Origin of the sequence: Stenotrophomonas indicatrix (assembly GCA_041545745.1) — a bacterium.
Taxonomy (GTDB): domain Bacteria; phylum Pseudomonadota; class Gammaproteobacteria; order Xanthomonadales; family Xanthomonadaceae; genus Stenotrophomonas; species Stenotrophomonas indicatrix_A.
In genome coordinates this window covers 2074945-2101344 of the sequence record CP168152.1, presented here as the reverse complement: position 1 = coordinate 2101344, position 26400 = coordinate 2074945, and the positions used below count along the sequence as shown (strand labels likewise).

General features: G+C 65.8%; 19 protein-coding genes. 14 read left to right on the top strand and 5 right to left on the bottom strand.

What is annotated here, in order from left to right:
- Positions 1-93: 93 nt before the first annotated feature.
- The 8 genes from ACEF39_RS09675 (at position 94) to ACEF39_RS09640 (ending at position 11225) form a co-directional block, all read left to right on the top strand.
- Entirely contained in the window at positions 94-477 is a 384-nt protein-coding gene (locus ACEF39_RS09675; protein ID WP_025878966.1) for a hypothetical protein, read from the top strand.
- A gap of 98 nt (positions 478-575) precedes the next feature.
- Positions 576-2945, top strand: a complete 2370-nt coding sequence (locus tag ACEF39_RS09670) for a methyl-accepting chemotaxis protein (RefSeq protein ID WP_500287793.1) — start codon at positions 576-578, stop codon at positions 2943-2945.
- Between the two features lie 743 nt (positions 2946-3688).
- On the top strand, positions 3689-5953 hold the full coding sequence (locus ACEF39_RS09665; protein WP_500287792.1) for a methyl-accepting chemotaxis protein: 2265 nt from the start codon (positions 3689-3691) through the stop codon (positions 5951-5953).
- Between the two features lie 32 nt (positions 5954-5985).
- A complete protein-coding gene (locus ACEF39_RS09660) occupies positions 5986-6855 on the top strand; it encodes a CheR family methyltransferase (RefSeq protein ID WP_032975462.1) in 870 nt (289 codons plus the stop codon).
- Complete coding sequence (cheD, locus tag ACEF39_RS09655) at positions 6852-7448, top strand: chemoreceptor glutamine deamidase CheD (protein WP_025878962.1); 597 nt, start codon at positions 6852-6854, stop codon at positions 7446-7448. The genes ACEF39_RS09660 and cheD overlap by 4 nt, the downstream gene beginning before the upstream one ends.
- Entirely contained in the window at positions 7445-8518 is a 1074-nt protein-coding gene (locus ACEF39_RS09650) for a protein-glutamate methylesterase/protein-glutamine glutaminase (protein ID WP_500287791.1), read from the top strand. Before cheD ends, ACEF39_RS09650 begins: the two co-directional genes overlap by 4 nt.
- Positions 8519-8610: 92 nt before the next feature.
- Entirely contained in the window at positions 8611-10194 is a 1584-nt protein-coding gene (locus tag ACEF39_RS09645; protein ID WP_500287790.1) for a hypothetical protein, read from the top strand.
- A 44-nt stretch (positions 10195-10238) separates the two neighbouring features.
- Complete coding sequence (locus ACEF39_RS09640; RefSeq protein WP_500287789.1) at positions 10239-11225, top strand: hypothetical protein; 987 nt, start codon at positions 10239-10241, stop codon at positions 11223-11225.
- Positions 11226-11347: 122 nt separating this feature from the next.
- Here the strand turns inward: ACEF39_RS09640 and acnB are convergent, their stop codons facing one another.
- From acnB to ACEF39_RS09625, 3 genes are read right to left on the bottom strand one after another with little or no spacing between them, the layout of a single operon-like run.
- Positions 11348-13939 (bottom strand): bifunctional aconitate hydratase 2/2-methylisocitrate dehydratase, encoded by a 2592-nt coding sequence (gene acnB / locus ACEF39_RS09635; RefSeq protein ID WP_500287788.1) that lies wholly within the window; start codon positions 13937-13939, stop codon positions 11348-11350.
- A 41-nt stretch (positions 13940-13980) separates the two neighbouring features.
- Entirely contained in the window at positions 13981-14382 is a 402-nt protein-coding gene (locus ACEF39_RS09630) for a type II toxin-antitoxin system VapC family toxin (RefSeq protein ID WP_089240966.1), read from the bottom strand.
- Between the two features lie 6 nt (positions 14383-14388).
- The gene (locus ACEF39_RS09625) at positions 14389-14613 is read right to left on the bottom strand and encodes an AbrB/MazE/SpoVT family DNA-binding domain-containing protein (protein WP_025878955.1); all 225 of its coding nucleotides are present in this window, start codon (positions 14611-14613) and stop codon (positions 14389-14391) included.
- A 191-nt stretch (positions 14614-14804) separates the two neighbouring features.
- On the opposite strand from ACEF39_RS09625, the gene bamE reads away from it, so the two are divergent.
- Both bamE and acnA read left to right on the top strand, forming a co-directional pair.
- Positions 14805-15185: an outer membrane protein assembly factor BamE domain-containing protein gene (gene bamE / locus ACEF39_RS09620; RefSeq protein WP_089240964.1), complete on the top strand. Its 381-nt coding sequence runs from the start codon at positions 14805-14807 to the stop codon at positions 15183-15185.
- A gap of 257 nt (positions 15186-15442) precedes the next feature.
- Positions 15443-18196, top strand: a complete 2754-nt coding sequence (gene acnA / locus ACEF39_RS09615) for an aconitate hydratase AcnA (RefSeq protein WP_500287787.1) — start codon at positions 15443-15445, stop codon at positions 18194-18196.
- Positions 18197-18297: 101 nt separating this feature from the next.
- Here acnA and ACEF39_RS09610 read toward each other — a convergent pair whose 3' ends face one another.
- A complete protein-coding gene (locus ACEF39_RS09610) occupies positions 18298-18741 on the bottom strand; it encodes a hypothetical protein (protein WP_500287786.1) in 444 nt (147 codons plus the stop codon).
- A gap of 92 nt (positions 18742-18833) precedes the next feature.
- A complete protein-coding gene (locus ACEF39_RS09605) occupies positions 18834-20384 on the bottom strand; it encodes a BCCT family transporter (protein ID WP_500287785.1) in 1551 nt (516 codons plus the stop codon).
- Between the two features lie 170 nt (positions 20385-20554).
- On the opposite strand from ACEF39_RS09605, the gene betI reads away from it, so the two are divergent.
- From betI to ACEF39_RS09585, 4 genes are all read left to right on the top strand, one after another.
- Positions 20555-21145, top strand: a complete 591-nt coding sequence (gene betI / locus ACEF39_RS09600; RefSeq protein ID WP_500287784.1) for a transcriptional regulator BetI — start codon at positions 20555-20557, stop codon at positions 21143-21145.
- Positions 21146-21186: 41 nt separating this feature from the next.
- Entirely contained in the window at positions 21187-22659 is a 1473-nt protein-coding gene (gene betB / locus ACEF39_RS09595) for a betaine-aldehyde dehydrogenase (protein WP_500287783.1), read from the top strand.
- Positions 22660-22760: 101 nt separating this feature from the next.
- Positions 22761-24443, top strand: coding sequence for a choline dehydrogenase (gene betA, locus ACEF39_RS09590; protein ID WP_500287782.1), 1683 nt, complete (start codon positions 22761-22763; stop codon positions 24441-24443).
- Positions 24444-24665: 222 nt separating this feature from the next.
- Positions 24666-26342 carry a long-chain fatty acid--CoA ligase gene (locus ACEF39_RS09585; RefSeq protein ID WP_500287781.1) on the top strand — a complete coding sequence of 559 codons (1677 nt, stop codon included), beginning with the start codon at positions 24666-24668 and terminating at the stop codon, positions 26340-26342.
- Positions 26343-26400 lie beyond the last annotated feature (58 nt).

Sequence of the window (26400 nt, the reverse complement as noted above, 5' to 3'; positions counted from 1 at the left end):
CCCCTCATCCACGCCGATAGGGGGACAGAAGCCGGTCGCGCAGGAACGCGCCAAGGCCGGATCCACCATCACCATCCCCGGAGAATCACCCCGATGAAGTCCCTGCTTGCGTTCGTTTCGGCTGCCGTCCTGGCCACCACCGCTTCCTCCGCCTTCGCGCAGTCGGCCGAGATGATTCCGCCGGAGATGGCACCGCGCGCCGTCGGCAAGGACGGCATGGTCTGCGGCAAGGTCGAAAAGGCCCGCTTCGCAGAAGGTTCCGAAGGCCAGCCGACCTTCCTGTACATGGGCGGCGCCTTCCCGCGCCACACCTTCTCGGCACGCATCGCCGGCGAGAACCGCGGCAAGTTCTCCTTCCCGCTGGAAACCCTGGAAGGCAAGACCGTGTGCGTGATCGGCAAGATCCAGCGCGATGCCTCGCGTGCGGAAATCGAAGTCAGCTCGCCGTCCAGCCTGAAGCTGGCCAACATCAAGTAATCCGCTGTCCGTCAGACCGCGCCGGCCAGCGTGCCGGCGTGGCTGTTGCAACCGGGCCCCGTGCCCGGCCGCGTCTGCCTTAGGAGATCGCAACGCCCATGCCGTGGATCAACAACCTGAAACTGATGCCGAAGCTCATGCTGACCTTCGGTGTCCTCTTGCTGGTGATGCTGCTGCAGGGCATCGTCGCCTACCGTGGCCTGCATTCGCTGAACAACGTGACCACCGAGCTGGCCGGTTCACGCATGGAAAGCATCCGCATGGCCGGCGAGATGCGCGGCATGCTCGGTGAGTACCGCAACAGCGCCTACCAGCAGCTGATCCGCGCCAGCGACGACGTCAAGGCCGACGCCCGCAAGCAGGCCGCCGAACTGCGCACCAGCATGGACACGTCGATCAAGGACTATCCGAAGCTGGTCGACAACGCACAGCAGAAGAAGCTGTTCGACACCTTTGCCAAGGACTGGAAGGACGCGCTGGCCTCCTATGACAGCGTCACCGAAATGCTGGAGCTGGACCTGCCCGACGATGCGATCGACACCTTCGTCGGCGAGACCCGCACCAAACACCGCAAGGCCGGCGCCGCGCTTGAAGCGCTGATCGCCGAAGACAACCGCCTCGCCCGCGCCTCGCGCGACGAAGCCGCCTCCACCTACTCCGCCTCGGCCGTGCTGACCGTCATCGCCCTGCTCGGCGGCGCCGCGCTCGGCCTGGTGCTGGTGTGGCTGTTCGCCCGCGCCCTGGTCGGCAGCGTGCGTGGCGCCGTCTCGGTGGCCAACGACGTCGCCGGTGGCAAGCTTGATGGTCACATCGACGTCAGCCGCCAGGACGAAGTGGGCGAACTGATGCAGGCCATGCAGCGCATGCAGCGCGACCTGCGCGAGCGCACCGAAACCGACCAGGCCATCGCCCGCGAGAACCTGCGCATCCGCACCGCGCTGGATTACAGCTCGACCGGCGTCTACCTGACCGACCCCAACAACACCATCGTCTACAGCAACCGCGCCCTGCAGCAGACCCTGGCCCAGTACCAGGACGAGCTGCGCCGCGACCTGCCCGACTTCGACGTCCACGCCTCGCTGGTCGGCAAGCCGGTCACCGTGCTCGAGCACCGTGGCGAGATGGACAACACCCTGCTGGCCAACCTCAAGCAGCATGGTGTTGCCCGCCGCCCGATGCAGTACGGCGATGCGCAGTTCGCCCAGGTCGTGTCGACCATCCGCAACGAAGACGGCGACACCGTCGGCTACGTGGTGGAATGGCGCGACCGCACCCAGGAAGCGCAGGTCGAGGCCGAAGTGGCACGGGTGATCGCCCAGGCCGCTGCCGGCGACCTGTCCGGCCGCATCGATGCCAACGACAAGGAAGGCTTCTTCCTGCAGCTGGCCCAGCAGATCAACGGCCTGCTGGACGCCAACTCCGGCAGCATCGAACAGATCTCTGGCCTGCTGGCTGCGCTGTCGCAAGGTGACCTGACCGTGCGCATGCATGGCGACTACCAGGGCGTGTTCGCCCGCATGCGCGACGATGCCAACGCCACCGCCGCACAGCTGAGCGAGATCGTCACCCGCATCAAGCAGTCCAGCCGCGCGATCAGCTCGGCCGCCGGCGAAATCGCCTCCGGCAACAGCGACCTGTCGCGCCGTACCGAGCAGCAGGCCGCGAACCTGGAAGAAACCGCCGCCTCGATGGAGGAACTGACCTCCACCGTGCGCCAGAACGCCGAACACGCCCGCCAGGCCAACCAGCTCGCCATCGGCGCGCACGGTGTGGCCTCGCAGGGTGGCGAAGTGGTCGGCCAGGTGGTCACCACCATGTCGGCCATCCAGGCCTCGTCGAAGAAGATCGCCGAAATCATCTCGGTCATCGACGGCATCGCCTTCCAGACCAACATCCTGGCGCTGAACGCCGCAGTGGAAGCCGCCCGTGCCGGCGAACAGGGCCGCGGTTTCGCCGTGGTCGCCAGCGAAGTGCGCACCCTCGCCCAGCGTTCGGCTGCAGCGGCCAAGGAAATCAAGGGCCTGATCGACGACTCGGTCGGCAAGGTCAACGACGGCTCGGCACTGGTGCACAAGGCCGGCGCCACCATGGGCGAGATCGTCGCCTCGGTGCAGCGCGTGACCGACATCATGTCCGAGATCTCTGCTGCCTCGCAGGAGCAGAGCGCCGGCATCGAACAGGTCAACCAGACCGTGGTGCAGATGGACGAGACTACCCAGCAGAACGCCGCGCTGGTGGAAGAAGCCACTGCCGCCGCACGTGCGATGGAAGAACAGGCGGGCCATCTCAGCGAGGCGGTATCGATCTTCGTGGTCGACGAAGCCGAAGTCGTGGTCGCCGCGCGCACGCCTGCACCACGTGCTGCTGCACCGGCCGCCCCGGCCGCGGCCGCCCCGCCGGCCCGTCGCACGGCTGGCGGCCGCCCGATGGCCACCGAACTGGCCGATGGAGACTGGCAGGAGTTCTGATTCCTGCCTGACCTGACGTACGAAAACGCCCCGGCCCTGTGCTGGGGCGTTTTTGTTTACGGAGTATCTGATTATCCAGCCAACGGCGAAGCCTCTCGGGGTGGTCGCTCGAAGCCCTAGGCTGCTGAGGGTTGGCCGGGAGGGTGGGCTGCGCAGGGGCCGCTGCAAGTACGTCCATGTAAGCTCGGTCGCCGCATCCATGCGGCTCACGCCCCTGCGCAACCCACCCTCCCGGCCACGGACGGTTTCCGTGCGCGGTCCACCACGGATTGAAGAAAGAAAAGCAAAGAGCAAAGCCACAGCTGCACCGCTTCCGGGGTCAGATCCGTTTTCCGCAGGAAAACGGATCTGACCCCTCTTCCCACTTGGAAACCCAACGCTCTTGCCGTCCGCCATTGGAATGCCGGATGAGTCGTGCGGGGATGGGCTGGCGGGACCGTTGGCGCCATGGATGGCGCCATCGAGCCCCCAGGGACGGGTTTACGGCGTGTCCCGCCAGCCCATCCCCGCACGGCTCCCTCTCAACATCGCAGAGCCGACCAACCGCCGTTGCTGTTGCTGTTGCTGTCGCTGTTGCCTCAAAAGCCTGCCGCAGGCAGCGCCGCAGCCGCCGCTGCAAGAAAACCTGAATACGTTCGAACACCCCACCTCAATCCCCCGCCCCCGCGGCCGATAACGGTCATGTCACCGCTGCTCCCGACCAGCACCGGCGCCTCCACCCACCACGACCCGGGTACTGCTCGATGAATCTCCTGCATCGCTGGCAACACTACTTCAGCAATCTCTCCGTCCGACGCAAGCTCAACCTGCTCACGCTGCTGATCGCGCTGGGCGTGATCGCGCTCTCGGTGATCGCTGCCCGCATGCAGTACCTGGACCTGACCGATACCCGCAAGTCTTCGCTGAAGACCCAGGTCGAACTGAGCTACGGCATCCTCGACCACTACCATCGCCTGGCCGGAACCGGAGAGCTCAGCGAAGACGCCGCCAAGGCCGCCGCGCTGCAGGCGCTGGAGGTCATGCGCGCGCATAACGATACCTACTACTACAACATCTACGACACCGGCTATCACGTGCTCATGCACCCGTTCCGCAAGGATCTGGTAGGCAAGGACATGAAGGATTTCCGCACCGGCGATGGCATCCGCATCTACTACGACCAGATCGAAGCAGCCAAGGCTGGCGGCGGCTTCGTCGCCTATCGCTGGGCCAAGCCCGGCGAGAAGGGCGAGGTCGAAAAGGTCGCCTACGCCGGCCTGTTCAAGCCCTGGAACTGGGTGGTCAGCAGCGGGGTATACATGGACGACGTGCAGCAGCAGGCACTGGTCTTCACCGCCATCATGACCCTGTCCGGCGGCGTGCTGGTGCTGATCGTGCTGGCATTGAGCTGGGTCATCGGCAACCGCATCGCACGCCCGCTGAAGCAGGCCACCGCCGTGGCCGAAGGCATTGCCAGCGGCAAGCTGGACAGCCACATCGGCCCGCAGCCGCATGACGAACCCGGTCGCCTGCTCGAAGCGATGTCACGCATGCAGCAGCAGCTGCACGCGGTCATCAGTGGCCAGCGCGAGATGGCGCGCCGCCACGATGGCGGTGAACTCAGCTACCGCATCGACGCCAGCAGCTTCCCCGGCGAATACGGACTGATGGTGCAGGAAACCAACGTCCTGGTCGGCAGCCACGTGCAGACCCTGCACGATGTACTGAACGTCGTGCAGCAGTACGCCGTGGGCGACCTCAGCAGCGACATCGCCCGCTACCCGGGCGAAAAAGCGGCGATGACCACCACCGTCGACACGGTCAAGGCCAACCTCGGCCGCATCAATGCCGAGATCAAGCAGCTGGCCAGCGCCGCAGCCGCCGGTGACTTCAGCCAGCGCGGCGATGCGCAGCGCTTCGATCACGATTTCCGCACCATGCTGGAAAACCTCAACGCCATGATGGCAGTCAGCGATGACAACCTCGGCAAGCTCTCGCAGCTGCTGTCGTCCATTGCCGACGGCGACCTGACGGCACGCATGCACGGTGACTACCAGGGCGTGTTCGCCCGCATGCGCGACGACGCCAACGCCACGGTCAGCCAGTTGACCCAGATCGTCGGCCAGATCCAGGCCAGTGCCTCCAGCATCACCCTGTCGGCCGGCGAAATCGCGTCGGGCAACAGCGATCTGTCGCGCCGTACCGAGCAGCAGGCCGCCAATCTGGAAGAAACCGCCGCATCGATGGAGGAACTGACCTCCACCGTGCGGCAGAACGCCGAGCACGCGCGCCAGGCCAACCAGCTCGCCATCGGCGCGCACGGCGTGGCCTCGCAAGGCGGCAGCGTGGTGGGCCAGGTGGTCACCACCATGTCGGCCATCGAAGCCTCCTCGAAGAAGATCGCCGAGATCATTTCGGTCATCGATGGCATCGCCTTCCAGACCAACATCCTGGCGCTGAACGCTGCGGTGGAAGCTGCCCGTGCCGGTGAACAGGGCCGCGGTTTCGCCGTGGTCGCCAGCGAAGTGCGTACCCTCGCCCAGCGCTCGGCCGCCGCCGCCAAGGAAATCAAGGGCCTGATCGACGACTCGGTCGGCAAGGTCGCCGAGGGTTCCAGCCTGGTCCACCAGGCCGGCAGCACCATGGGCGAGATCGTCGCGTCGGTGCAGCGCGTGACCGACATCATGGCCGAGATTTCTGCCGCCTCGCAGGAACAATCGGCCGGCATCGAGCAGGTCAACCAGACCGTGGTGCAGATGGACGAAACCACCCAGCAGAACGCCGCGCTGGTGGAAGAAGCCACCGCCGCAGCGCGGGCGATGGAAGAGCAGGCCGCACAGCTGGCCGACGCCGTGGCGATCTTCCGCCTCGACAACCAGGTTGCCGTCGCAGTGAAGGCGGTGACCGCCAAGGTCGCGCCGAAGGCTGCCAGCCCTGCGCCTTCGCGACCGTTGTCGACGCCCGCACCGATCCGCCGTACCCACTCCAGCACCGTCGTCTCCAACGACGGCGACTGGCAGGAATTCTGATCTTCGCGGCGGCTGCGGCCGCCGCCCCGCCGATGGACACGTCACCCGTGCAGAGCCCTACCCCCATCGTCAGCGGTACGCGCGAATTCGAATTCGCCGACCGTGATTTCCGCCGCGTCTGCGACCTGATCTACCAGCGCGTGGGCATCGCCCTCGCCCCGGCCAAGCGCGACATGGTGTACGGACGCCTGTCGCGCCGGCTGCGCACGCTGGGCATGCGCAGCTTCCAGCAGTACCTGGACCACCTGGAACAGGGTGATGGTGACGAGTGGCAGGCATTCACCAATGCGCTGACCACCAACCTCACCGCGTTCTTCCGCGAGCCGCACCATTTCGACAAGCTGCGCGAGGAGCTGCAGCAGCGCAACGGCCGCGGTCCGCTGCTGTTGTGGTCGTGCGCCGCCTCCACCGGCGAAGAGCCCTACTCGATGGCGATCACCGCCTGCGAAGCGTTCGGCACCCTGAAGCCGCCGGTGCGCATCGTCGCCACCGACGTCGATACCCAGGTGCTGGCAACCGCCGGGCGCGGTGTCTACAACATCGACCGTGTCGCCGGCCTCGATCCGGACCTGCGCCGCCGCTACTTCCAGCGCGGCAGCGGCCCCAACGAAGGCCAGTGCCGCGTGCTGCCGGCGCTGCGCGAACTGATCGAATTCCGCCCGTTGAACCTGCTGGCACCGCGTTACGACGTCGGCGGCCCGTTCGATGCGCTGTTCTGCCGCAACGTGATGATCTACTTCGACAAACCGACCCAGCGTGCGATCCTTGGCCGCCTGGTCAACCACCTGGCCGACGACGGCCTGCTCTATACCGGCCACTCGGAGAACTACCTGCACGCGGCCGATCTGATCCAGCCCTGCGGCCGTACCCTGTACCGTCGTGCGGCAAAGGCCGGCGCATGAACGCATCACTGCGTACCGATGATGTGATGCGCTACCAGGACGCACGCTTCAAGACCATCGCCGCCAAGCTGCTGCCAACCCAGTACCTGGTGGTGGATGACACCACCGCGCTGACCACGACGCTGGGTTCGTGCGTCGCGGCGTGCCTGCGCGACCCGGTACTGAAGATCGGCGGCATGAACCACTTCCTGCTGCCCGAAGGCAACGCCGGCGACGGCGCGCCCGCACGTTATGGCAGCTATGCGATGGAACTGCTGATCAACGACATGCTCAAGCGCGGCGCCCACCGCAAGCGCATCGAGGCGAAGGTGTTCGGCGGCGCCAACGTGCTGAAGGGCTTCACCAGCAATCCGGTGGGCACGCGCAACGCCGAGTTCGTGCGTCAGTACCTGCAGGCCGAACACATCCCGATCCTCGCTGAGGACCTGTGCGGCATCCACCCGCGCAAGATCTGGTTCTTCGCCGATACCGGCCGCGTCGTCGTGCAGCGCCTGCCGCACGCCCACGAAGCCGAAGTGGCCGCGACCGAATCGGCCGTGCGCGCACGCCTGTCGAAGGCCCCGGTTACCGGTGGCGTGGAGCTGTTCGAATGACCCTGACCGGCAACGCCCCCTGCCGGGTCCTGATCGTCGACGACTCCGCCGTCGTGCGGCAGATGCTCACCGAGATCCTGTCCAGCGATCCGGCCATCGACGTGGTCGGCACCGCAGCCGACCCGCTGCTGGCCCGCGAGAAGATCAAGCGCCTGGCCCCGGACGTGATCACCCTGGACGTGGAAATGCCACGCATGGATGGCCTGGCGTTCCTGGAAAACCTGATGCGCCTGCACCCGCTGCCGGTGGTGATGATCTCTTCGCTGACCGAACGGGGCGCCGATACCACCCTGCAGGCACTTGGCCTGGGCGCGGTGGACTTCATGTCCAAGCCCAAGCTCGACGTGGCCCGCGGCCTGCAGGCCTATGCCGATGAAATCATCGCCAAGGTGAAGATGGCTGCGCGTTCCCGGGTACGCCCGCTGGTGCGCGTGGCTGCACCGAAACTCACCTTGGACGCCGCCTCTGCCGTGCGTCCGGCAGCAACGCAGTTCCGCACCACCGACCGCCTGATCGCCATCGGCTCGTCGGCCGGTGGCACCGAAGCACTGCGCGTAGTGCTGGAAGGCATGCCCGCCGACGGCCCCGCGGTGGTGATGACCCAGCACCTGCCTGGCAGTTTCAGCACTGCCTTCGCCGAGCGCCTGGACCGTCATTCGGCGATGGCCGTACGCGAAGCCAGCGATGGCGAAGCGGTGCTGCCCGGCCACGCTTACCTGCCGCCCGGCGGCAAGCACCTGCGGATCATCCGCGACGGTGCGCGCTGGCGCTGTCGTGTCGATGACGGCCCCGCGGTGAACCGGCACAAGCCGGCGGTGGACGTGTTGTTCCGTTCGGTGGCGCAGGCCGCCGGCGGCAATGCCATCGGCGCCATCCTCACCGGCATGGGCGATGACGGCGCACGCGGCCTGCTGGAAATGCGCCAGGCCGGCGCCCCAACGCTGGTGCAGGACGAAGCGACCAGCGTGGTCTGGGGCATGCCCGGCGCGGCCTTCAAGCTCGGCGCTGCCGAAGAACAGGTGCCGCTGGAGCGCATTGCCGAACGGTTGCTGGCGCTGGCCCGCGGCTGACCGTCCACCGCATCGCACCGCCTCACCCTGTCTTCCACACGCCGGCCCCGGAAGGGTCGGCATGGCTGTTTTGATTTCCAAGGAGCTTGACCATGGCCCAGCGTATCCTCCGTTTTCAATCATCCCTGCTGGCGACCGCACTGCTGGCCCCGCTGATGGCTGCCGCTGACGGGCTGCCGTCATCGCCGCAGGCGGCACCGGCCGCTGCCGCCGTCACCGACGGTGCCGCGCCTTGGACCGAGCGCGTCCAGATCCAGAGCGGTCCGGATACCGGATCGCAGCGTGTCCACGCCCCGGATGTAGCACTGCGCATCGTTACCCCCGATGACAGCGAGGCGCTCACCCCCAAGGGGCTGGCACTGCTCTTCAGCGGCAATGAGCCGGACTACTTCCGGCGCAACACCCTGCCTGGCAGCATCGTCGAGAGCCAGGCCAGCCCCGCCATCACCCTCATGCCGTCGGTGGCCAAGGCACTGGTGGGCGGCTACTTCAGGCACGCCCCCGATGCTGTGCCCAACCAAGCCAGCACCCTGCGCTTCAGTGCAGACAGATGGGCCCTGGTGCACCAGGGCAACACGCGGAAGGATCCCCTCTACCGCCTCAATCACTCCAGCACCATCCAGCAGCGCCGTGCCGACGGCACGCTGGCGGAAATCATCAGCTGCAATGACAGCGACAACCGGGCGACTCTGGACGCATGGCAAGCCAATGATTACGCGCGGCTCAAGGCGGCCGCGCAGATCATCACGATGAAATGCCTCGAGAAGCTGGTCAAGAGAATCCCCGCGATGTATCCGCGCCCGTTGGCCGCTGAAGATGTCAGCGCCTACGCTGACGGCGCCGCGCCCCCGGCACGGGTGCGCGTCTACGCCGCCCTGGGGCGGACCACCACCCTGTACGCCGATGCCGCCTGCCGCGAAGACTACCGCGACAGGATCGACGTCAAGTACAACAACGCCGGCGACAAGGGCGTGCTCGGCATCCCCGTCACGGAAACCCTGCGCAGCAAGGAGAACGAGCGGTTTTCCACGCTCAGCTACCAGGAATACGAAGTACCCGGTGGCAAGCCGCTGATCTTCGAGGCACGCTTCGACGCAAGCAGTCGCCTGTACTGCGACGGCAAGCTGTCGGGCCAGTTCGTGGCCAGGCCGGGCCAGGATTACGAAGTGGAATTTGAAGTGGCCGACAAGATCTGTCGGCTGCATATCCGCCAGGTGCATGCCGACGGCAGCATGACACCGCAGCAGGCACGGGCGACCCCGACCATCTGTGAGGGCACCCGCGCGCCGGTCCGCATCGAGCCGCGCCCGGACATGCAGGTGCTGCTGTTCAGCCCCGGCCAGCTGCAGATCCAGGATGCCAACCAGAGCAGCGCGCCGAAGCAGCTGAGCGACGATGCGGGCAGCAGCGAGGCACTGCAGCAGGTGCTGCAGCAGGCCAGCGGCAATCCCGGCACGCGCCTGTGCGTGGTGGTACCGGCCACGGACTACAGCAGCGTCCTGCACGATGCCGTTCGCCAACGCGTGCTGGATGCACCGCAGGTGTTGCCCAGCCTGTGGGAGGAAGCGGCATCAGTGAACCAGCGCCGCAATGCCACCGCCGATGCTCCGGTCGACATCGCCGCTGCGGTCACCCGCTGCAAGGCGTTCCCGATCAAGGAATTCGTGGCGCAGTGAGTCGCAGCGCGCGCCTCCATCATTTTTCCCCAAGGAGTACCACCGTGGCATTACGCCCGACCTGCCTCACCGCCGCGATCGCGGCCAGCCTGCTGCTGGCTCCCTCGGCCCACGCCTTCGACGAAGCGCCCGCACCCACGCCTGTCGCCGCCGCCGTAGCCGCGACCGAGGCAACGCCCGGTCCGGCGGCGAATGCCGCGCCGGCGCCAGAGGCATCGGATGCTGCGTCCACGGCTGCTGTATCGGTTGATGAAGCAGCGGCAACCGTGGCCGTGGCCGCACCCGCCGCCGAAAATGTTGCAGCGGCTCCGGCACCCGCCACCGACCTCAGCAGCCTGCAACGGGTGAAGGTCACCTCCGGCTTGGGTCTTGGGCCGAACGGCAATCGCGTGGGCGACCATGTCCTGCGCCTGGTGATGCGCGCCGACACCGCTGCCGTCACCGCTGCCAAGGTCGGGCTGTCCGCCCTGGCGTTCCTCAGCGGCGTGGGTGACATCGGCACCAGCAACAGCTTCAGCAAGAACAACGTGCGTGGCGACGACATTCAGTCCGTGCCCAGCCCGGCCTTCGGCGCATTGCCGGGCATGATCCGTGAGCAGCTGGCGCTCTATTTCGCAGCGCATCCCGGCGCCATTCCCAGCGACGAGCGTACCGTGGAGGCCAGCGCCGGTCAGTGGTCGCTGGTGTACCAGAAGCTCAGCGACGCAGAGACACCCTACGAGCTGCGCCACGATGTAACCATCGGCTTCCCGGTGGTGCGCAAGCTGTTCCGCAGCGCCAGTGGCGGCCAGGGCGTGCACTGCCAGGATGAAGCACGGGTTGCCCCGCTGCAGGAATGGCAGGCCGACGACTATGCAAAGGCGAAAGCCGCATCGCGTGAGTTCGCCGAAGCCTGCATCGTCCGCTTCGTCGCCGAACTGCCGCGCCTGTTCCCCGACCACGGCGTGTTGCCGGAAACGGCCGCGGAACCGGAGCTGCCGACGGACACGCCAGCCGTGACCGAGGAAGCGGCCGCCGTCACCCAGGTCTGACGCCCCGGCAGCGCCGGCCGCTGGCCGGCACTGCCGGGCATCATCCGCACAACAAAAAACCCCCGGCTTTCACCGGGGGTTCTTCGTTTCAGCTGGATGCCGGCCCGCGGCCGGCACTACCCTCAGGCAGCGACCGTGTTGGCCACGTCCTGGTATTCCTCGATCTGGTCGAAGTTCATGTAGCGGTAGATCTCCGCGCCGCTGGCGGCGATCACGCCCACATCGGCCATGTACTCTTCCTTGGTCGGGATGCGGCCCAGGCGCGAGCAGATTGCCGCCAGTTCCGCCGAACCCAGGTACACGTTGGTGTTGCGGCCCAGACGGTTCGGGAAGTTGCGGGTCGAGGTCGACATCGCGGTGGAGCCTTCGCGGATCTGCGCCTGGTTGCCCATGCACAGCGAGCAGCCCGGCATTTCCATGCGTGCGCCGGTGGCGCCGAAGGTGCCGTACACGCCTTCCTTGGTCAGCTCGGACGCGTCCATCTTGGTCGGCGGGGCCACCCACAGGCGGGTCGGCAGGTCACGCTTGCCTTCCAGCAGCTTCGCAGCGGCACGGAAGTGACCGATGTTGGTCATGCACGAACCGATGAACACTTCGTCGATCTTCGCACCAGCGACTTCGGACAGGGTCTTCACGTCGTCCGGGTCGTTCGGGCAGGCCACGATCGGCTCGTGGATATCGGCCAGGTCGATCTCGATGACGGCCGCGTACTCGGCGTCGGCATCCGGCTCCAGCAGCTCCGGGTTGGCCAGCCACGCTTCCATCTTCTCGATACGGCGCTGCAGCGAACGCGGATCCTGGTAACCCTCGGCAATCATCCACTTCAGCAGCGTGATGTTGCTGGTGAGGTACTCGATGATCGGTTCCTTGTTCAGGCGCACCGAGCAACCGGCAGCCGAACGCTCGGCCGACGCATCGGACAGTTCGAATGCCTGTTCGACCTTCAGTTCCGGCAGGCCTTCGATTTCCAGGATACGGCCGGAGAAGATGTTCTTCTTGCCAGCCTTGGCCACGGTCAGCAGACCCGACTTGATGGCGTACAGCGGGATCGCGTTGACCAGGTCACGCAGGGTCACGCCCGGCTGCATCTTGCCCTTGAAGCGCACCAGCACCGACTCCGGCATGTCCAGCGGCATGACGCCGGTGGCAGCGGCGAAGGCGACCAGGCCAGAACCGGCCGGGAACGAAATGCCCACCGGGAAACGGGTATGCGAGTCGCCACCGGTGCCGACGGTGTCCGGCAGCAGCATGCGGTTGAGCCAGCTGTGGATCACGCCGTCGCCCGGACGCAGCGAAATGCCGCCACGGGTGGAGATGAATTCCGGCAGGGTGTGGTGGGTCTTGACGTCCACCGGCTTCGGGTAGGCCGCGGTGTGGCAGAACGACTGCATCACCAGGTCGGCCGAGAAGCCCAGGCAGGCCAGGTCCTTCAGCTCGTCGCGGGTCATCGGGCCGGTGGTGTCCTGCGAGCCCACCGAGGTCATCTTCGGTTCGCAGTAGGTGCCCGGGCGCATGCCCTGCCCTTCGGCCAGGCCACAGGCGCGGCCGACCATCTTCTGTGCCAGCGAGAAGCCCTTGCCGGTATCGGCCGGCTGCACCGGCAGGCGGAACAGATCGGTCGGGGCCAGGCCCAGCGCTTCACGCGCCTTGCCGGTCAGGCCACGGCCGATGATCAGCGGAATGCGGCCACCGGCACGCACTTCGTCGAACAGCACTTCGGACTTGACCTGGAACTCGGCGATCACTTCGCCGTTCTTCAGCGCCTTGCCGTCGTACGGACGCAGCTCGACGACATCGCCGTGCTCCATCTTCGACACGTCCAGCTCGATCGGCAGCGCGCCGGCATCTTCCATGGTGTTGTAGAAGATCGGGGCGATCTTCGAACCCAGGCAGACGCCACCGGCGCGCTTGTTCGGGATGTACGGAATGTCATCGCCGGTCCACCACAGCACGCTGTTGGTGGCCGACTTGCGCGAGGAACCGGTGCCGACCACGTCGCCGACATAGGCCACCAGGTGGCCCTTGTCCTTCAGCGACAGGATCTGCTGGATCGGGCCGCGCTTGCCGTCTTCTTCCGGGGTGAACGGCGCATCGTCGCGCTTGTTCTTCAGCATCGCCAGGGCGTGCATCGGAATGTCAGGGCGGGTGGTCGCGTCCGGTGCCGGCGACAGGTCGTCGGTGTTGGTCTCACCCGGTACCTTGAACACGGTGACGGTCAGGCTCTGCGGCACTTCCGGGTTGCTGGTGAACCACTCGGCATCGGCCCAGCTCTGCATCACGGACTGGGCGTTGGCGTTGCCGGCCTTGGCCTTTTCCTGCACGTCGTGGAAGGCGTCGAACACCAGCAGGGTCTTCTTCAGCGCGTCGGCAGCGATGGCGCCGACGCTGGCGTCGTCCAGCAGCTGCACCAGCGGCGCGACGTTGTAACCGCCCAGCATGGTGCCCAGCAATTCAGTGGCGCGCTCGCGGCTGATCAGCGGGTTCTGCTCGCTGCCCAGTGCGATCGCGGCCAGGTACGACGCCTTGACCTTGGCAGCGTCATCGACGCCGGCCGGCACGCGGTGGGTCAGCAGGTCGAGCAGGAACTCGGCCTCGCCCTGCGGCGGGTTCTTCAGCAGTTCGATGACATCGGCCGTCTGCTGCGCGGTCAGCGGCAGGGGCGGGATGCCAAGCGCAGCGCGCTCGGCGACGTGGTGGCGGTAGGCTTCCAACATGACAACTCCCGGGTAATGCGTGAGGTGAATAAAAAATGGGCTCAGGCTTGCGGCACGATCAGCTTCAGGCCCTTGAAGTAGTCGCGGTAAAACGTGTCGTTCCAGGTGATCAGGCCATCGCACTGCAGCAGTGCGTGGGCACCAATCATGAATTCGTCCAGGCCACGGCGCTGACCGCTGCCGCGCTGGCGATGGCGGCGATGCATTTCACCGGCGCGCAGGGCCGATTTGGCCTCCAGCGCGTTGAAGTGCACGCCCATTTCCTCCAGCGCTTCCAGTACCTCGGCACCGCCGCGCAGGGCAGCGCAGATCTCGGCCAGGGTGGCGCCGCAGACCACCACGCGGCCGCCGACCAGGCTCTGCCGCAGGCAGGCTTCCACCGCATCGGCCTGCGGGCCGTTGCTGAGCAGTTCGACCAGCACCGGTGAATCGACGGCGATCATCACCGCTTACTCCTCGTCGCGCAGGTCGCGCACGGCCGCGTCGGCCGATTCGAAGCCGTCCAGCGAGAACTTGCCGCGGGCGCGGGAGATCGCATCGTCCACGCTCTTGCGCAGGATGATCCGGCTGCCTTCCAGCTCTACCTTCAACAAGGTGCCCTTGGTCAGGCCCAGCGCATCACGCACTGCCTTGGGCAGGGTGATCTGTCCGCGTTCAGCAACGGTGGCTTCCATGGGGTACGCCTCAAAAAGTATGTATGAATTATACATACCCGTCCCATCCGGGACAAACCCAGCCGATATGTGACCTTCATCGCGCGTCAGTCGCATCCGGGGGTTAGACTCCTTCGGCAGCCCAGCTGCGCCCCGGCTGGACGCCCCGGCGTTCCTACCGCACCTATCCGCCCCATAAATAAGGAAGTTTCATGCGCGCTCTCACCCTTGCCCTGATGCTGGCTGCCCCGTTGACCCTGTCGGTTCCGGCGGCCCACGCCTTCAATCCGTTCGGTGCCTACGTCACCGGCACCGAGATCACCCCGGCGCAGATGGACGCGGCGGAGATCGGCAAGACCACCCAGAAGCAGGTCAGCGAGGCCTTTGGAGCACCCAACCGCCGCGAGCAGCTGGGCGACACCCAGGTCTGGTACTACGACTTCACCAAGATCAAGAGCTTCGGCAAGAACATCAATGAATCGACCGTCTTCGAATTCAACAAGGCCGGCGTGCTGACCGCCAAGTCCAAGAGCAACGGCACCGGTGGCGCCAAGACCGGCAACCCGCTGCTCGATGCCGCCAACGGCAAGTAACTGCTGCAGCCGATGCATTCCTGGACGGGGCGCCCATGAGCGCCCCGTCTGCGTGCGGGCCGGCGCAAAAACGATGGGTACGCTGACACGAAGGCTACACACATCGCTGTAACCTTGCGTTCCAAGCCTGCCGGGTCATTGCCGGGCGCCGGATCGCCGATACTGGGCAGGATCCGGGGCCGGAGTGCCACCGGCAAACGCAAGCAGGCCCGCCCATGCGGGCCACTGCAAGCCATCCGCAAGAGGAGTCATCCCGCATGAGCGATTCGTTCTCCACCCGCAGCCAGCTGGACGTCGGCGGCAAGACCTACGACTACTTCAGCCTGCCCAAGCTGGGCCAGCGCTTCGACATCTCCCACCTGCCCTACTCGATGAAGATCCTGCTGGAGAATCTGCTCCGGCACGAGGATGGCGGCGTCACCGTCGGCAAGGATCACATCGAGGCCGTCGCCCGCTGGCAGCCCAGCGCAGAGCCCGACACCGAAATCGCCTTCATGCCCGCACGCGTGGTCCTGCAGGACTTCACCGGCGTGCCCTGCGTGGTCGACCTGGCCGCGATGCGCGATGCCGTGGTCAAGCTGGGCGGTCGCCCCGAACAGATCAATCCGCTGATCCCCTCCGAACTGGTCATCGACCACTCGGTGCAGGTGGATGTGTTCGGCAAGGCCGACGCACTGGACCTCAACGGCAAGATCGAATTCCAGCGCAACCAGGAACGCTACGGCTTCCTGCGCTGGGGCCAGAAGGCCTTCGACAACTTCAAGGTGGTGCCGCCCAACACCGGCATCGTCCACCAGGTGAACCTGGAAAACCTCGCCCGCGTGGTGATGACCGCGGACAAGGATGGCAAGGCGATCGCCTACCCCGATACCGTGTTCGGCACCGACAGCCACACCACGATGATCAACGGCATCGGCGTGCTCGGCTGGGGCGTGGGCGGCATCGAGGCAGAAGCAGCCATGCTCGGCCAGCCCTCGTCGATGCTGATTCCGCAGGTGGTCGGCTTCAAGCTGACCGGCAAGCTGCCCGAAGGCGCCACCGCCACCGACCTGGTGCTGACCGTCACCCAGATGCTGCGCAAGCTCGGCGTAGTCGGCAAGTTCGTCGAGTTCTATGGCGACGGCCTGCAGCACCTGCCACTGGCCGACCGCGCGACCATCGGCAACATGGCCCCGGAATACGGCGCCACCTGCGGCATCTTCCCGATCGACAACGAATCGCTGACCTACCTGCGCCTGTCCGGCCGCAGCGAAGAGCAGATCGCCCTGGTCGAAGCCTATGCCAAGGCGCAGGGCCTGTGGCACGACGCCAACAGCCCGCATGCGCAGTACAGCACCACGCTGGAACTGGACATGGGCACGGTGAAGCCCTCGCTGGCCGGCCCCAAGCGTCCGCAGGACCGCGTGCTGCTGGAAGACGTGCAGAAGAACTACCGCGACGCCCTGGTCGGCATGACCGCCAACCGTGACAAGCGCAGCGAGGATGTCTCCACCTTCGTCAATGAAGGTGGCGGCGCCGCCGTGGGCAACGAGCAGTTGGCCAGGGGCTACGCCGACATCGAGATGGACGGCAGGAAGGTGCGGCTGAAGGATGGCGCGGTGGTCATCGCCGCCATCACCTCGTGTACCAACACCTCCAACCCGGCGGTGATGATCGGCGCCGGCCTGCTGGCCCGCAACGCGGCCGCCAAGGGCCTGGACCGCAAGCCGTGGGTCAAGACCTCGCTCGGCCCAGGCTCGCGTGTGGTCACCGACTATCTGGAAAAGGCCGGTGTACTCACCGAGCTGGAAAAGATCGGCTTCTATGTGGTCGGCTATGGCTGCACCACCTGCATCGGCAACTCCGGCCCGCTGCCGACCGAAGTCAGCGCCGGCATCGCCAGTGGCGACCTGGTGGTGACCTCGGTGCTGTCGGGCAACCGCAACTTCGAGGGCCGCGTGCACCCCGAAGTGAAGATGAACTACCTGGCCAGCCCGCCGCTGGTAGTGGCCTATGCCATTGCCGGCACCACCGACATCGACCTGACCACCGAGCCGCTGGGCACCGGCAGCGATGGCCAGCCGGTGTACCTGCGCGACATCTGGCCGAGCAACAAGGAAATCGGCGACGTCATCGCCGCTACCGTCGGCCCGGAGATGTTCAAGCAGAACTACGCCGACGTGTTCAAGGGCGATACCCGCTGGAACACCATCGCCTCGCCGGACGGTGACCTGTACGCGTGGAGCGATGCATCCACCTACATCAAGAACCCACCGTACTTCGATGGCATGACCATGCAGGTCGGCACCATCGACGACGTGCACGGCGCGCGCGTGATGGGCCTGTTCGGTGATTCGATCACCACCGACCACATCTCCCCGGCCGGCAACATCAAGAAGGATTCGCCGGCGGGCCGCTTCCTGCAGGAGCGTGGTGTGCAGCCGGCCGACTTCAACAGCTACGGCAGCCGCCGCGGCAACGATGACGTGATGGTCCGCGGCACCTTCGCCAACATCCGCATCAAGAACCTGATGTTCGGTGGCGAAGAAGGCGGCAACACCCTGTACTACCCGACCAACGGCGGCCAGCCGGAAAAGCTGGCGATCTATGATGCGGCGATGAAGTACAAGGCCGACAAGGTGCCGCTGGTGGTGCTGGCCGGCAAGGAATACGGCACCGGCTCCTCGCGCGACTGGGCAGCCAAGGGCACCCTGCTGCTGGGTGTGAAGGCGGTCATCGCCGAGAGCTTCGAACGCATCCATCGTTCGAACCTGGTCGGCATGGGCGTGCTGCCGCTGCAGTTCCGCAACGGCGAAAACGCACAGTCGCTGGGCCTGGATGGTTCGGAAGTGATCGATGTCACCGGCCTGCAGGATGGCGCCAGCAAGCGCGCCACGGTCACCGCGACCAAGGCTGATGGCACGAAGAAGACCTTCGAAGTGTCGGTGATGCTGCTGACCCCGAAGGAAGTGGAGTACTTCCGTCATGGTGGCCTGCTGCAGTACGTGCTGCGCCAGTTGGCTGCGCGTTGATCGATCGCACTGCATAGGTGGAGCCAGGCCATGCCTGGCTGCTGTCAGCGCAAAGACAAAAGGGCCGGATCCTCACGGATCCGGCCCTTTGCGTTACACGTTCATGGGCGCACACCAAACAGATGCCACGCGGTCCGCTGCGGTGGCCCATGCGCATCCATAAAGCCCAGCCCCTCTTCCCACAGCGTGTGCCCGTCGGTCGCATCGACATTGATGACCTGCACCACCATCACACCTCCCGCATGTGGGGTGTCCTCCACGCGGTAGCAGACCGCCCCCTGGCCATTGCGATACAGGTTGAACTGGAATCCCGATGGGCACTGCACGCCGGTCACCTGATAGCCGCTGACCACTCCACTGTCCATGGTATTCATGTGGATCGAGTAGAGCGCCAGCCCGCCCGCATGCGGAGCCAGCTGCAGGCGCACCGGTGCGGTTTCGCCCAGCACCAGCACCGGGAAATCCAGTTGCACGGGAGGGGCGGCCACCGCCGCCGGCAAGCAGGAAAAAGAGAAAATCAGGGAGACAACCAGGGTACGGACCATCGCTCGACTCCTTCAGAAGCATGTCGAGCGATGATTGCAGTCGGCAGGTACGGCTGTCTTTCAGAGAACGACGAAATCCCCATCACCAGCCCTTACCGCCGCGGTGCATCCGGGTCGGTACGCAGCGCCTTCAACAGACCCCACATGTAGAACGCCAGGATGAACGAGAACGGCAGGCCGCACAGCACCACCGCCGTCTGCATCGCGCTGAAGTTGCCGGCCAGCAGCAGGCCGACGCTGGCCACGGTGATGCCCGCCGCCCAGAACACGCGCAGCCAGATCGGCGCGTCATGCCCATCCTCCACGCCATCATCGACACGCCGGGTGCACAGGTTGGCGATCATCAGCGTTCCCGAATCGACCGGGGTCAGGAACAACACGAAACCAATCACCACCGCCGCACCAGCGATGTACGGCGCAGCGGGCAGATACTCCAGCAGCTTGAACAGGGTCATCGCCGCGTCATGCTGGGCCACTTCACCCAGCACCGCCTGGCCATGGTTCAGCACAAGATCGATGGCGGTGTTGCCGAAGATCGACAGCCACGCCAGGGTGAAGCCGAGCGGGATCAGCAGCACGCCCATGATCACTTCACGAATGGTGCGGCCACGCGAGATACGCGCCACGAACAGGCCCACGAACGGCGCCCAGGCAATCCACCACGCCCAGTAGAACAGCGTCCACGAGCCCATCCACTCACGCCCCTTCGGGTCATTGAGGTACATGTCGAAGCTCTTGCGCACGAACGCGCCCAGATAGTCGCCGGTGTTCTGCACCAGGCCGTCGAACAGGTGCAGGGTCGGCCCGGCTATCAGCACGAACAGCAGCAGCAGGCACAGCAGGCGCACGTTGAGGTTGGACAGCCAGGCGATGCCCTTCTCCACACCGGCAACGACGCCGATGGTGGCCACGGCCATCATCACCAACACGATCGCCACCAGCACCTGCGGCGTATCCGGGATGTGGAACAGGTAGACCAGGCCGGACTGCACCACCAGCGCACCAATGCCGAGGTTGGTGACCATCGAGATCAGCGTCGCCAGGATGCCGAAGCCATCGACCATGTCACCGATGCGGCCATGGATGCGCTCGCCGAAGATCGGGTACAGCGCCGAACGCAGCGCCAGCGGCAGGTTGCGGCGATAGGCGAAGTAGCCCAGCGCCACGCCGACCAGCGCGTACAACGCCCAGCCGTGCAGGCCCCAGTGCAGGAAGGTCAGCACCATGGCTTCGCGTCCGGCCGCGACGGTGCCGCCGGGCTGCCCGGGCGGGTTGAGGAAATGGTCCAGCGGCTCGTAGGCACCGTAGTACAGCAGCGCGATGCCGATGCCAGCCGAGAACAGCATCGACACCCAGGCCACGTAGCCGAAGGCGGGCGATTCCTCGTTATGGCCCAGGCGGATGCGGCCATACGGCGAGAACGCCAGCCACAGCACGAAACCCAGGCAGGCCACGATCAACAGCATGTACCACCAGCCGAACGCCGCCGAGACCCCGGCCTGCGCCCATTGCAGCCAGTGCTCGCTGGCCTGCGGGAAGAACACGGTCAACGCACCGAGGATGCCGATGGAGACCGACGAACTGAAGAACACGAAACGGTTCAAGCGCAGGGGCGAGCGCTTGGGATGAGCCAGGGAAGACATGGGGTCGTCTCATCAGTCCAGGGGGGCACATGGGCGGGGCCGGACCGGAAACCGGGCCCATGGCGTGGGGGCGCGACCGGCATCGTAGGGTTTATTGATTGAACGTTCAATCAATAAAAAGTATGATCTTCACCAGCCCGGCAGTCCGGGTCGCAATCCGTGGAGAGACAATGCCGAAGAAAGGCGTGGAACCGGTCCGCCGCGAGCAGCTGATCCGGGCCACTTTCCAGACCATCGACGAGATCGGCATGGCCGATGCCACCGTCGCCACCATCGCAAGGAAGGCCGGCCTGTCCAGCGGCATCGTCGCCCATTACTTCGGCGACAAGGACGGCCTGCTCAATGCGGCGATGCGGCAGATCCTGCGCGAGCTGAAGGCCGCCGTTGCCCGCTATCGCGACGCCGCCGCCGGCGACGCACGTTCACAGCTTCGCGCCATCGTCGATGGCAACTTCGACGACAGCCAGACCAACGGGACCGCCATGCGCGTATGGCTGACCTTCTGGGCCGCGAGCATGCATCAGCCGGAACTTGCGCGGCTGCAGCGCGCCAACGACCAGCGACTGTTCTCCAACCTCTGCCATCAGTTCAACCGCCAGTTGCCGCATGCACAGGCACGCCTGTCCGCACGCGGGCTGGCCGCGATGATCGACGGCCTGTGGCTGCGCGGCAGCCTGGTCGGTGGTGACTTCAACGCCGACAAGGCCCGCCGCATCGCCTACGGCTACATCGATTTCCAATTGCAGGCCAACGCGCGCTGAGCGCGCCACGACCCCGCCCCAACCCTTCCAGGAGCAAGCCGATGACCACCCTGCCCGTGCAACAGCTCTACATCCACGGCCGCCGCGTCGACGCCACCAGTGGCAAGACCTTCCAGACCGTCAACCCTGCCAATGGCCAGGTGCTGGCTGAAGTGCAGATCGCCAGCCAGGCCGATGTCGAGCGCGCGGTCGAAAGCGCCAGCGAAGGCCAGAAGGTGTGGGCAGCGATGACCGCAATGGAGCGCTCGCGCATCCTGCGCCGCGCCGTTGAGATCCTGCGCGAGCGCAATGACGAGCTGGCCCATCTGGAAACCCTGGATACCGGCAAGGCGCTGGCCGAAACCACCACCGTGGACATCGTCACCGGCGCCGACGTGCTGGAGTACTACGCCGGCCTGGCCACCGCCATCGAAGGCATCCAGCTGCCGCTGCGCGAATCGAGCTTCTTCTATACCCGCCGCGAGCCGCTGGGCGTGGTCGCCGGCATCGGCGCCTGGAACTACCCGATCCAGATCGCCATGTGGAAGTCGGCCCCGGCCCTGGCTGCCGGCAATGCAATGGTGTTCAAGCCGTCCGAAGTGACCCCGCTGACCGCGATCAAGCTCGCCGAGATCTACACCGAGGCCGGCGTGCCGGACGGCGTGTTCAACGTCGTGCAGGGCCCGGGCCGCGAGATCGGCAACTGGCTGACCGAGCACCCGGTGATCGAGAAGATCTCCTTCACCGGCGGCGTGGCCACCGGCAAGAAGGTGATGGCCAGCGCTGCGTCGTCGTCGCTGAAGGAAGTGACGATGGAGCTGGGCGGCAAGTCGCCGCTGGTGATCTGTGATGACGCCGATCTGGACCGTGCCGCCGACATCGCGGTGATGGCCAACTTCTTCAGCTCCGGCCAGGTCTGCACCAACGGCACCCGCGTGTTCGTGCCGCGCAGCATGCTGGCCGCGTTCGAAGCCGCCGTGGTCGAGCGGGTCAAGCGCATCCGCATCGGCGACCCGATGGCCGCCGAGACCAACTTCGGCCCGCTGACCAGCTTCCCGCACATGGAAAACGTGCTGCGCTTCATCGAAAGCGGCAAGAGCGAAGGCGCGCGCCTGCTGATCGGCGGCGGTCGTGCCACCGATGCTGCCCTGGCCGACGGCGCCTATGTGCTGCCGACTGTGTTCTCCGACTGCCGCGACGACATGACGATTGTCCGCGAAGAAATCTTCGGGCCGGTGATGAGCATCCTCGCCTACGACGATGAGGATGAAGTGGTGCGTCGCGCCAACGACACCACCTTCGGCCTGGCCGCAGGTGTGGTCAGCAAGGACATCAGCCGCGCACATCGCATCATCCATCGCCTGGAAGCCGGCATCTGCTGGATCAACACCTGGGGCGAGTCGCCGGCGGAAATGCCGGTCGGTGGCTACAAGCAGTCCGGCGTTGGCCGCGAGAACGGCATCTCCACCCTCGGCCACTACACCCGCATCAAGTCGGTGCAGGTCGAACTGGGCGACTACGCCAGCGTGTTCTGACCGGCGCGTCCTGAGTACCGCCCATCGTCCGGCCACCGCGCCGATCCGACATTCCGCCGGGACGCCTGCATGCAGCGCGCCCGGCCTGCAGGAGAGCAACCATGAGCACCCATAACGAGTACGACTACATCATCATCGGCGCCGGTTCGGCCGGCAATGTGCTGGCCACCCGCCTCACCGAAGATGCCGATGTCAGCGTGCTGCTGCTGGAAGCCGGTGGCCCGGACTACCGGCTCGACTTCCGTACCCAGATGCCTGCCGCACTGGCCTTCCCGCTGCAGGGCCGCCGCTACAACTGGGCTTACAAGACCGATCCCGAGCCCTTCATGAACAACCGCCGGATGGATTGCGGTCGTGGCAAGGGCCTGGGCGGTTCGTCGCTGATCAACGGCATGTGCTACATCCGCGGCAACGCGATGGACTACGACAACTGGGCCGGCATGCCAGGCCTGGAAGACTGGACCTACCTGGACTGCCTGCCGTACTTCCGCAAGGCCGAAACCCGTGACATCGGCGCCAACGACTACCACGGCGGTGACGGCCCGCTGCGCGTCACCACGCCCAAGGCCGGCAACAACGAACTGTTCGCGGCGATGGTCGAGGCCGGCGTGCAGGCCGGTTACCCGCGCACCGACGACCTCAACGGCTACCAGCAGGAAGGCTTCGGCCCGATGGACCGCACCGTCACGCCGAAGGGCCGCCGCTCCAGCACCGCGCGTGGCTACCTGGACCTGGCCAAGCCGCGCCCGAACCTGACCATCGTCACCCACGCGCTGACCGACCGCATCCTGTTCTCGGGCAAGCGCGCAGTGGGCGTGCAGTGGCTGCACAACGACCAGCCGCAGCGCGCCACCGCACGCCGCGAAGTGCTGCTCTGCGGCGGTGCCATCGCCTCGCCGCAGATCCTGCAGCGCTCCGGCGTTGGTCCGGCCGACCTGCTGCGCAGCCTGGACATCGACCTGGTGCACCACCTGCCCGGCGTCGGCGCCAACCTGCAGGACCATCTGGAAATGTACCTGCAGTACGAGTGCAAGAAGCCGGTCTCGCTGGCCCCGGCACTGAAGCTGTACAACCAGCCGGCAATCGGCGCCGAATGGCTGTTCCTGGGCAGCGGCATCGGCGCCAGCAACCAGTTCGAAGCTGGCGGTTTCATCCGCAGCGATGCCGAATTCGACTGGCCCAACCTGCAGTATCACTTCCTGCCGGTGGCGATCAATTACAACGGCTCCAATCCGATCAAGGCGCACAGCTTCCAGATGCATGTCGGCTCGATGCGCTCGCCCAGCCGTGGCCGCATCCACGTGCGCTCGAAGGATCCGCGCGAAGATCCCAGCATCCTGTTCAACTACATGTCGCACGACCAGGACTGGCGCGAATTCCGTTCGGCAATCCGGATCACCCGCGAGATCTTCGCGCAGCCGGCGCTGGCACCGTACAGCGGCCGCGAGATCTCGCCAGGCAGCGCGCTGCAGACCGATGCGCAGATCGATGCGTTCGTGCGCGAGCATGCCGAGACCGCCTACCACCCATCGTGCTCGAACAAGATGGGCCACGCCGATGATCCGATGGCGGTGGTCGACGCCCAGGGTCGCGTGCATGGCCTGGAAGGCCTGCGCATCGTCGATGCCTCGATCATGCCGCAGGTGGTCACCGGCAACCTCAACGCACCAACCATCATGATCGCCGAGAAGCTGGCCGATGTGATCCGTGGACGCGCCCCGCTGCCGCGCAGCACTGCGCCGTACTACAAGGCCAACGGCGCGCCGGTGCGCTCGCAGGGCTGACGCAAGCGGCCTGCCCATGACGCGGGTAGTGCCGGCCGCTGGCCGGCACTGTCCACGCCGCCGATCACCGTGATTGCCGGCCAGCGGCCGGCACTACCCGAAATGCAGAGGCTCCTTGCGGGGCCTCTTCGCGTTTTCCCTACGGGACGGTATGCTGCGGAGAGCGGTTCTGGCGGATACTGTCCGCGCCGCACCCATCATTACGATTCCTGGAGGGGGAATATGAGTCTGGATCGTCCCTGGCTGCAGAGCTATCCGAAAGGCGTTCCCGCCGAAATCGACGTCAACGAGTTCCATTCGGTGGTTTCGGTCTTCGACGCCTCCGTCGCGAAGTACCGCGACCGACCGGCCTACTCCAGTTTCGGCAAGACCCTCACCTACGGTGAGACCGACGCCCTGGTCGAACAGTTCGCCGCTTACCTGCTGGGCGAGTTGAAGCTCAAGAAGGGCGACCGCGTCGCCCTGATGATGCCCAACTGCCTGCAATACCCGGTGGCGACCTTCGGCGTGCTGCGTGCCGGCTTGACCGTGGTCAACGTCAACCCGCTGTACACCGCGCGCGAGCTGAAGCATCAGCTGGTCGATGCCGGGGTGGCCGCGATCGTGGTGGTGGACAACTTCGGCGACACCGTCGAACAGGTCATCGCCGATACGCCGGTCAAGCATGTGGTCACCACCGGCCTGGGTGACCTGCTCGGCACCAAGGGCGCGATCGTCAACTTCGTGCTCAAGTACATCAAGAAGATGGTGCCCAACTACCATCTGAAGGGCGCGATCCGCTTCAAGCAGGCGCTCAAGCTGGGCAGCCGCCACACCCTGCCGAAGGTCGAGATCGACCACGACGACGTGGCGTTCCTGCAGTACACCGGCGGCACCACCGGTGTGGCCAAGGGCGCGATGCTGACCAACCGCAACCTGATTGCCAACATGCAGCAGGCCTCGGCCTGGATCAGCGCATCGGGCATCGAGATGGGCAAGGAATGGATCATCACCGCCCTGCCGCTGTACCACATCTTCGCGTTGACGGCGAACGGCCTGGTCTTCATGAAGTTCGGTGGCTGCAACCACCTCATCACCAACCCGCGTGACATGAAGGGCTTCGTCAAGGAGCTCAAATCGGTGCGCTTCACCGCGATCACCGGCGTCAACACGCTGTTCAACGGCCTGCTCAACACCCCCGGCTTCGACACCGTCGATTTCTCCTCGCTGAAGGTGACCCTGGGCGGCGGCATGGCCGTGCAGCGCGCGGTCGCCGAGCGCTGGAAGAAGACCACCGGCGTCACCCTGGTCGAGGCCTACGGCCTGACCGAGACCTCACCGGCGGCCTGCATCAACCCGCTTACCCTGGCCGAGTACAACGGCTCGATCGGCCTGCCGATTCCGTCCACCGATGCCTGCATCAAGGACGACAACGGCAACATCCTTGCGCTGGGTGAAGTGGGCGAACTGTGCATCCGCGGCCCGCAGGTGATGAAGGGCTACTGGCAGCGCCCGGATGAAACCGCCAAGGCCATCGACGCCGACGACTGGCTGCACACCGGTGACATGGCGAAGATGGACGAGCACGGCTTCTTCTACATCGTCGACCGCAAGAAGGACATGATCCTGGTGTCCGGCTTCAACGTGTACCCCAATGAAGTCGAAGACGTGATCGCGATGATGCCGGGCGTGCTGGAAGTGGCCGCAGTGGGCGTACCGGACGAGAAGTCCGGCGAGGTGGTCAAGGTGGTCATCGTCAAGAAGGACCCGAACCTGACCGCCGAGATGGTCAAGGAACACGCCCGGGCCAACCTGACCGGCTACAAGCACCCCAGAATCGTTGAATTCCGAAAAGAGCTGCCGAAGACCAACGTCGGCAAGATCCTGCGTCGCGAACTCCGCGATACGCCCGCCCCGTAAGGGTTTCCGGAAAGTTGAACGCACTCAGGCCCGGGTCGGCAGCGACCCGGGCCTTTTC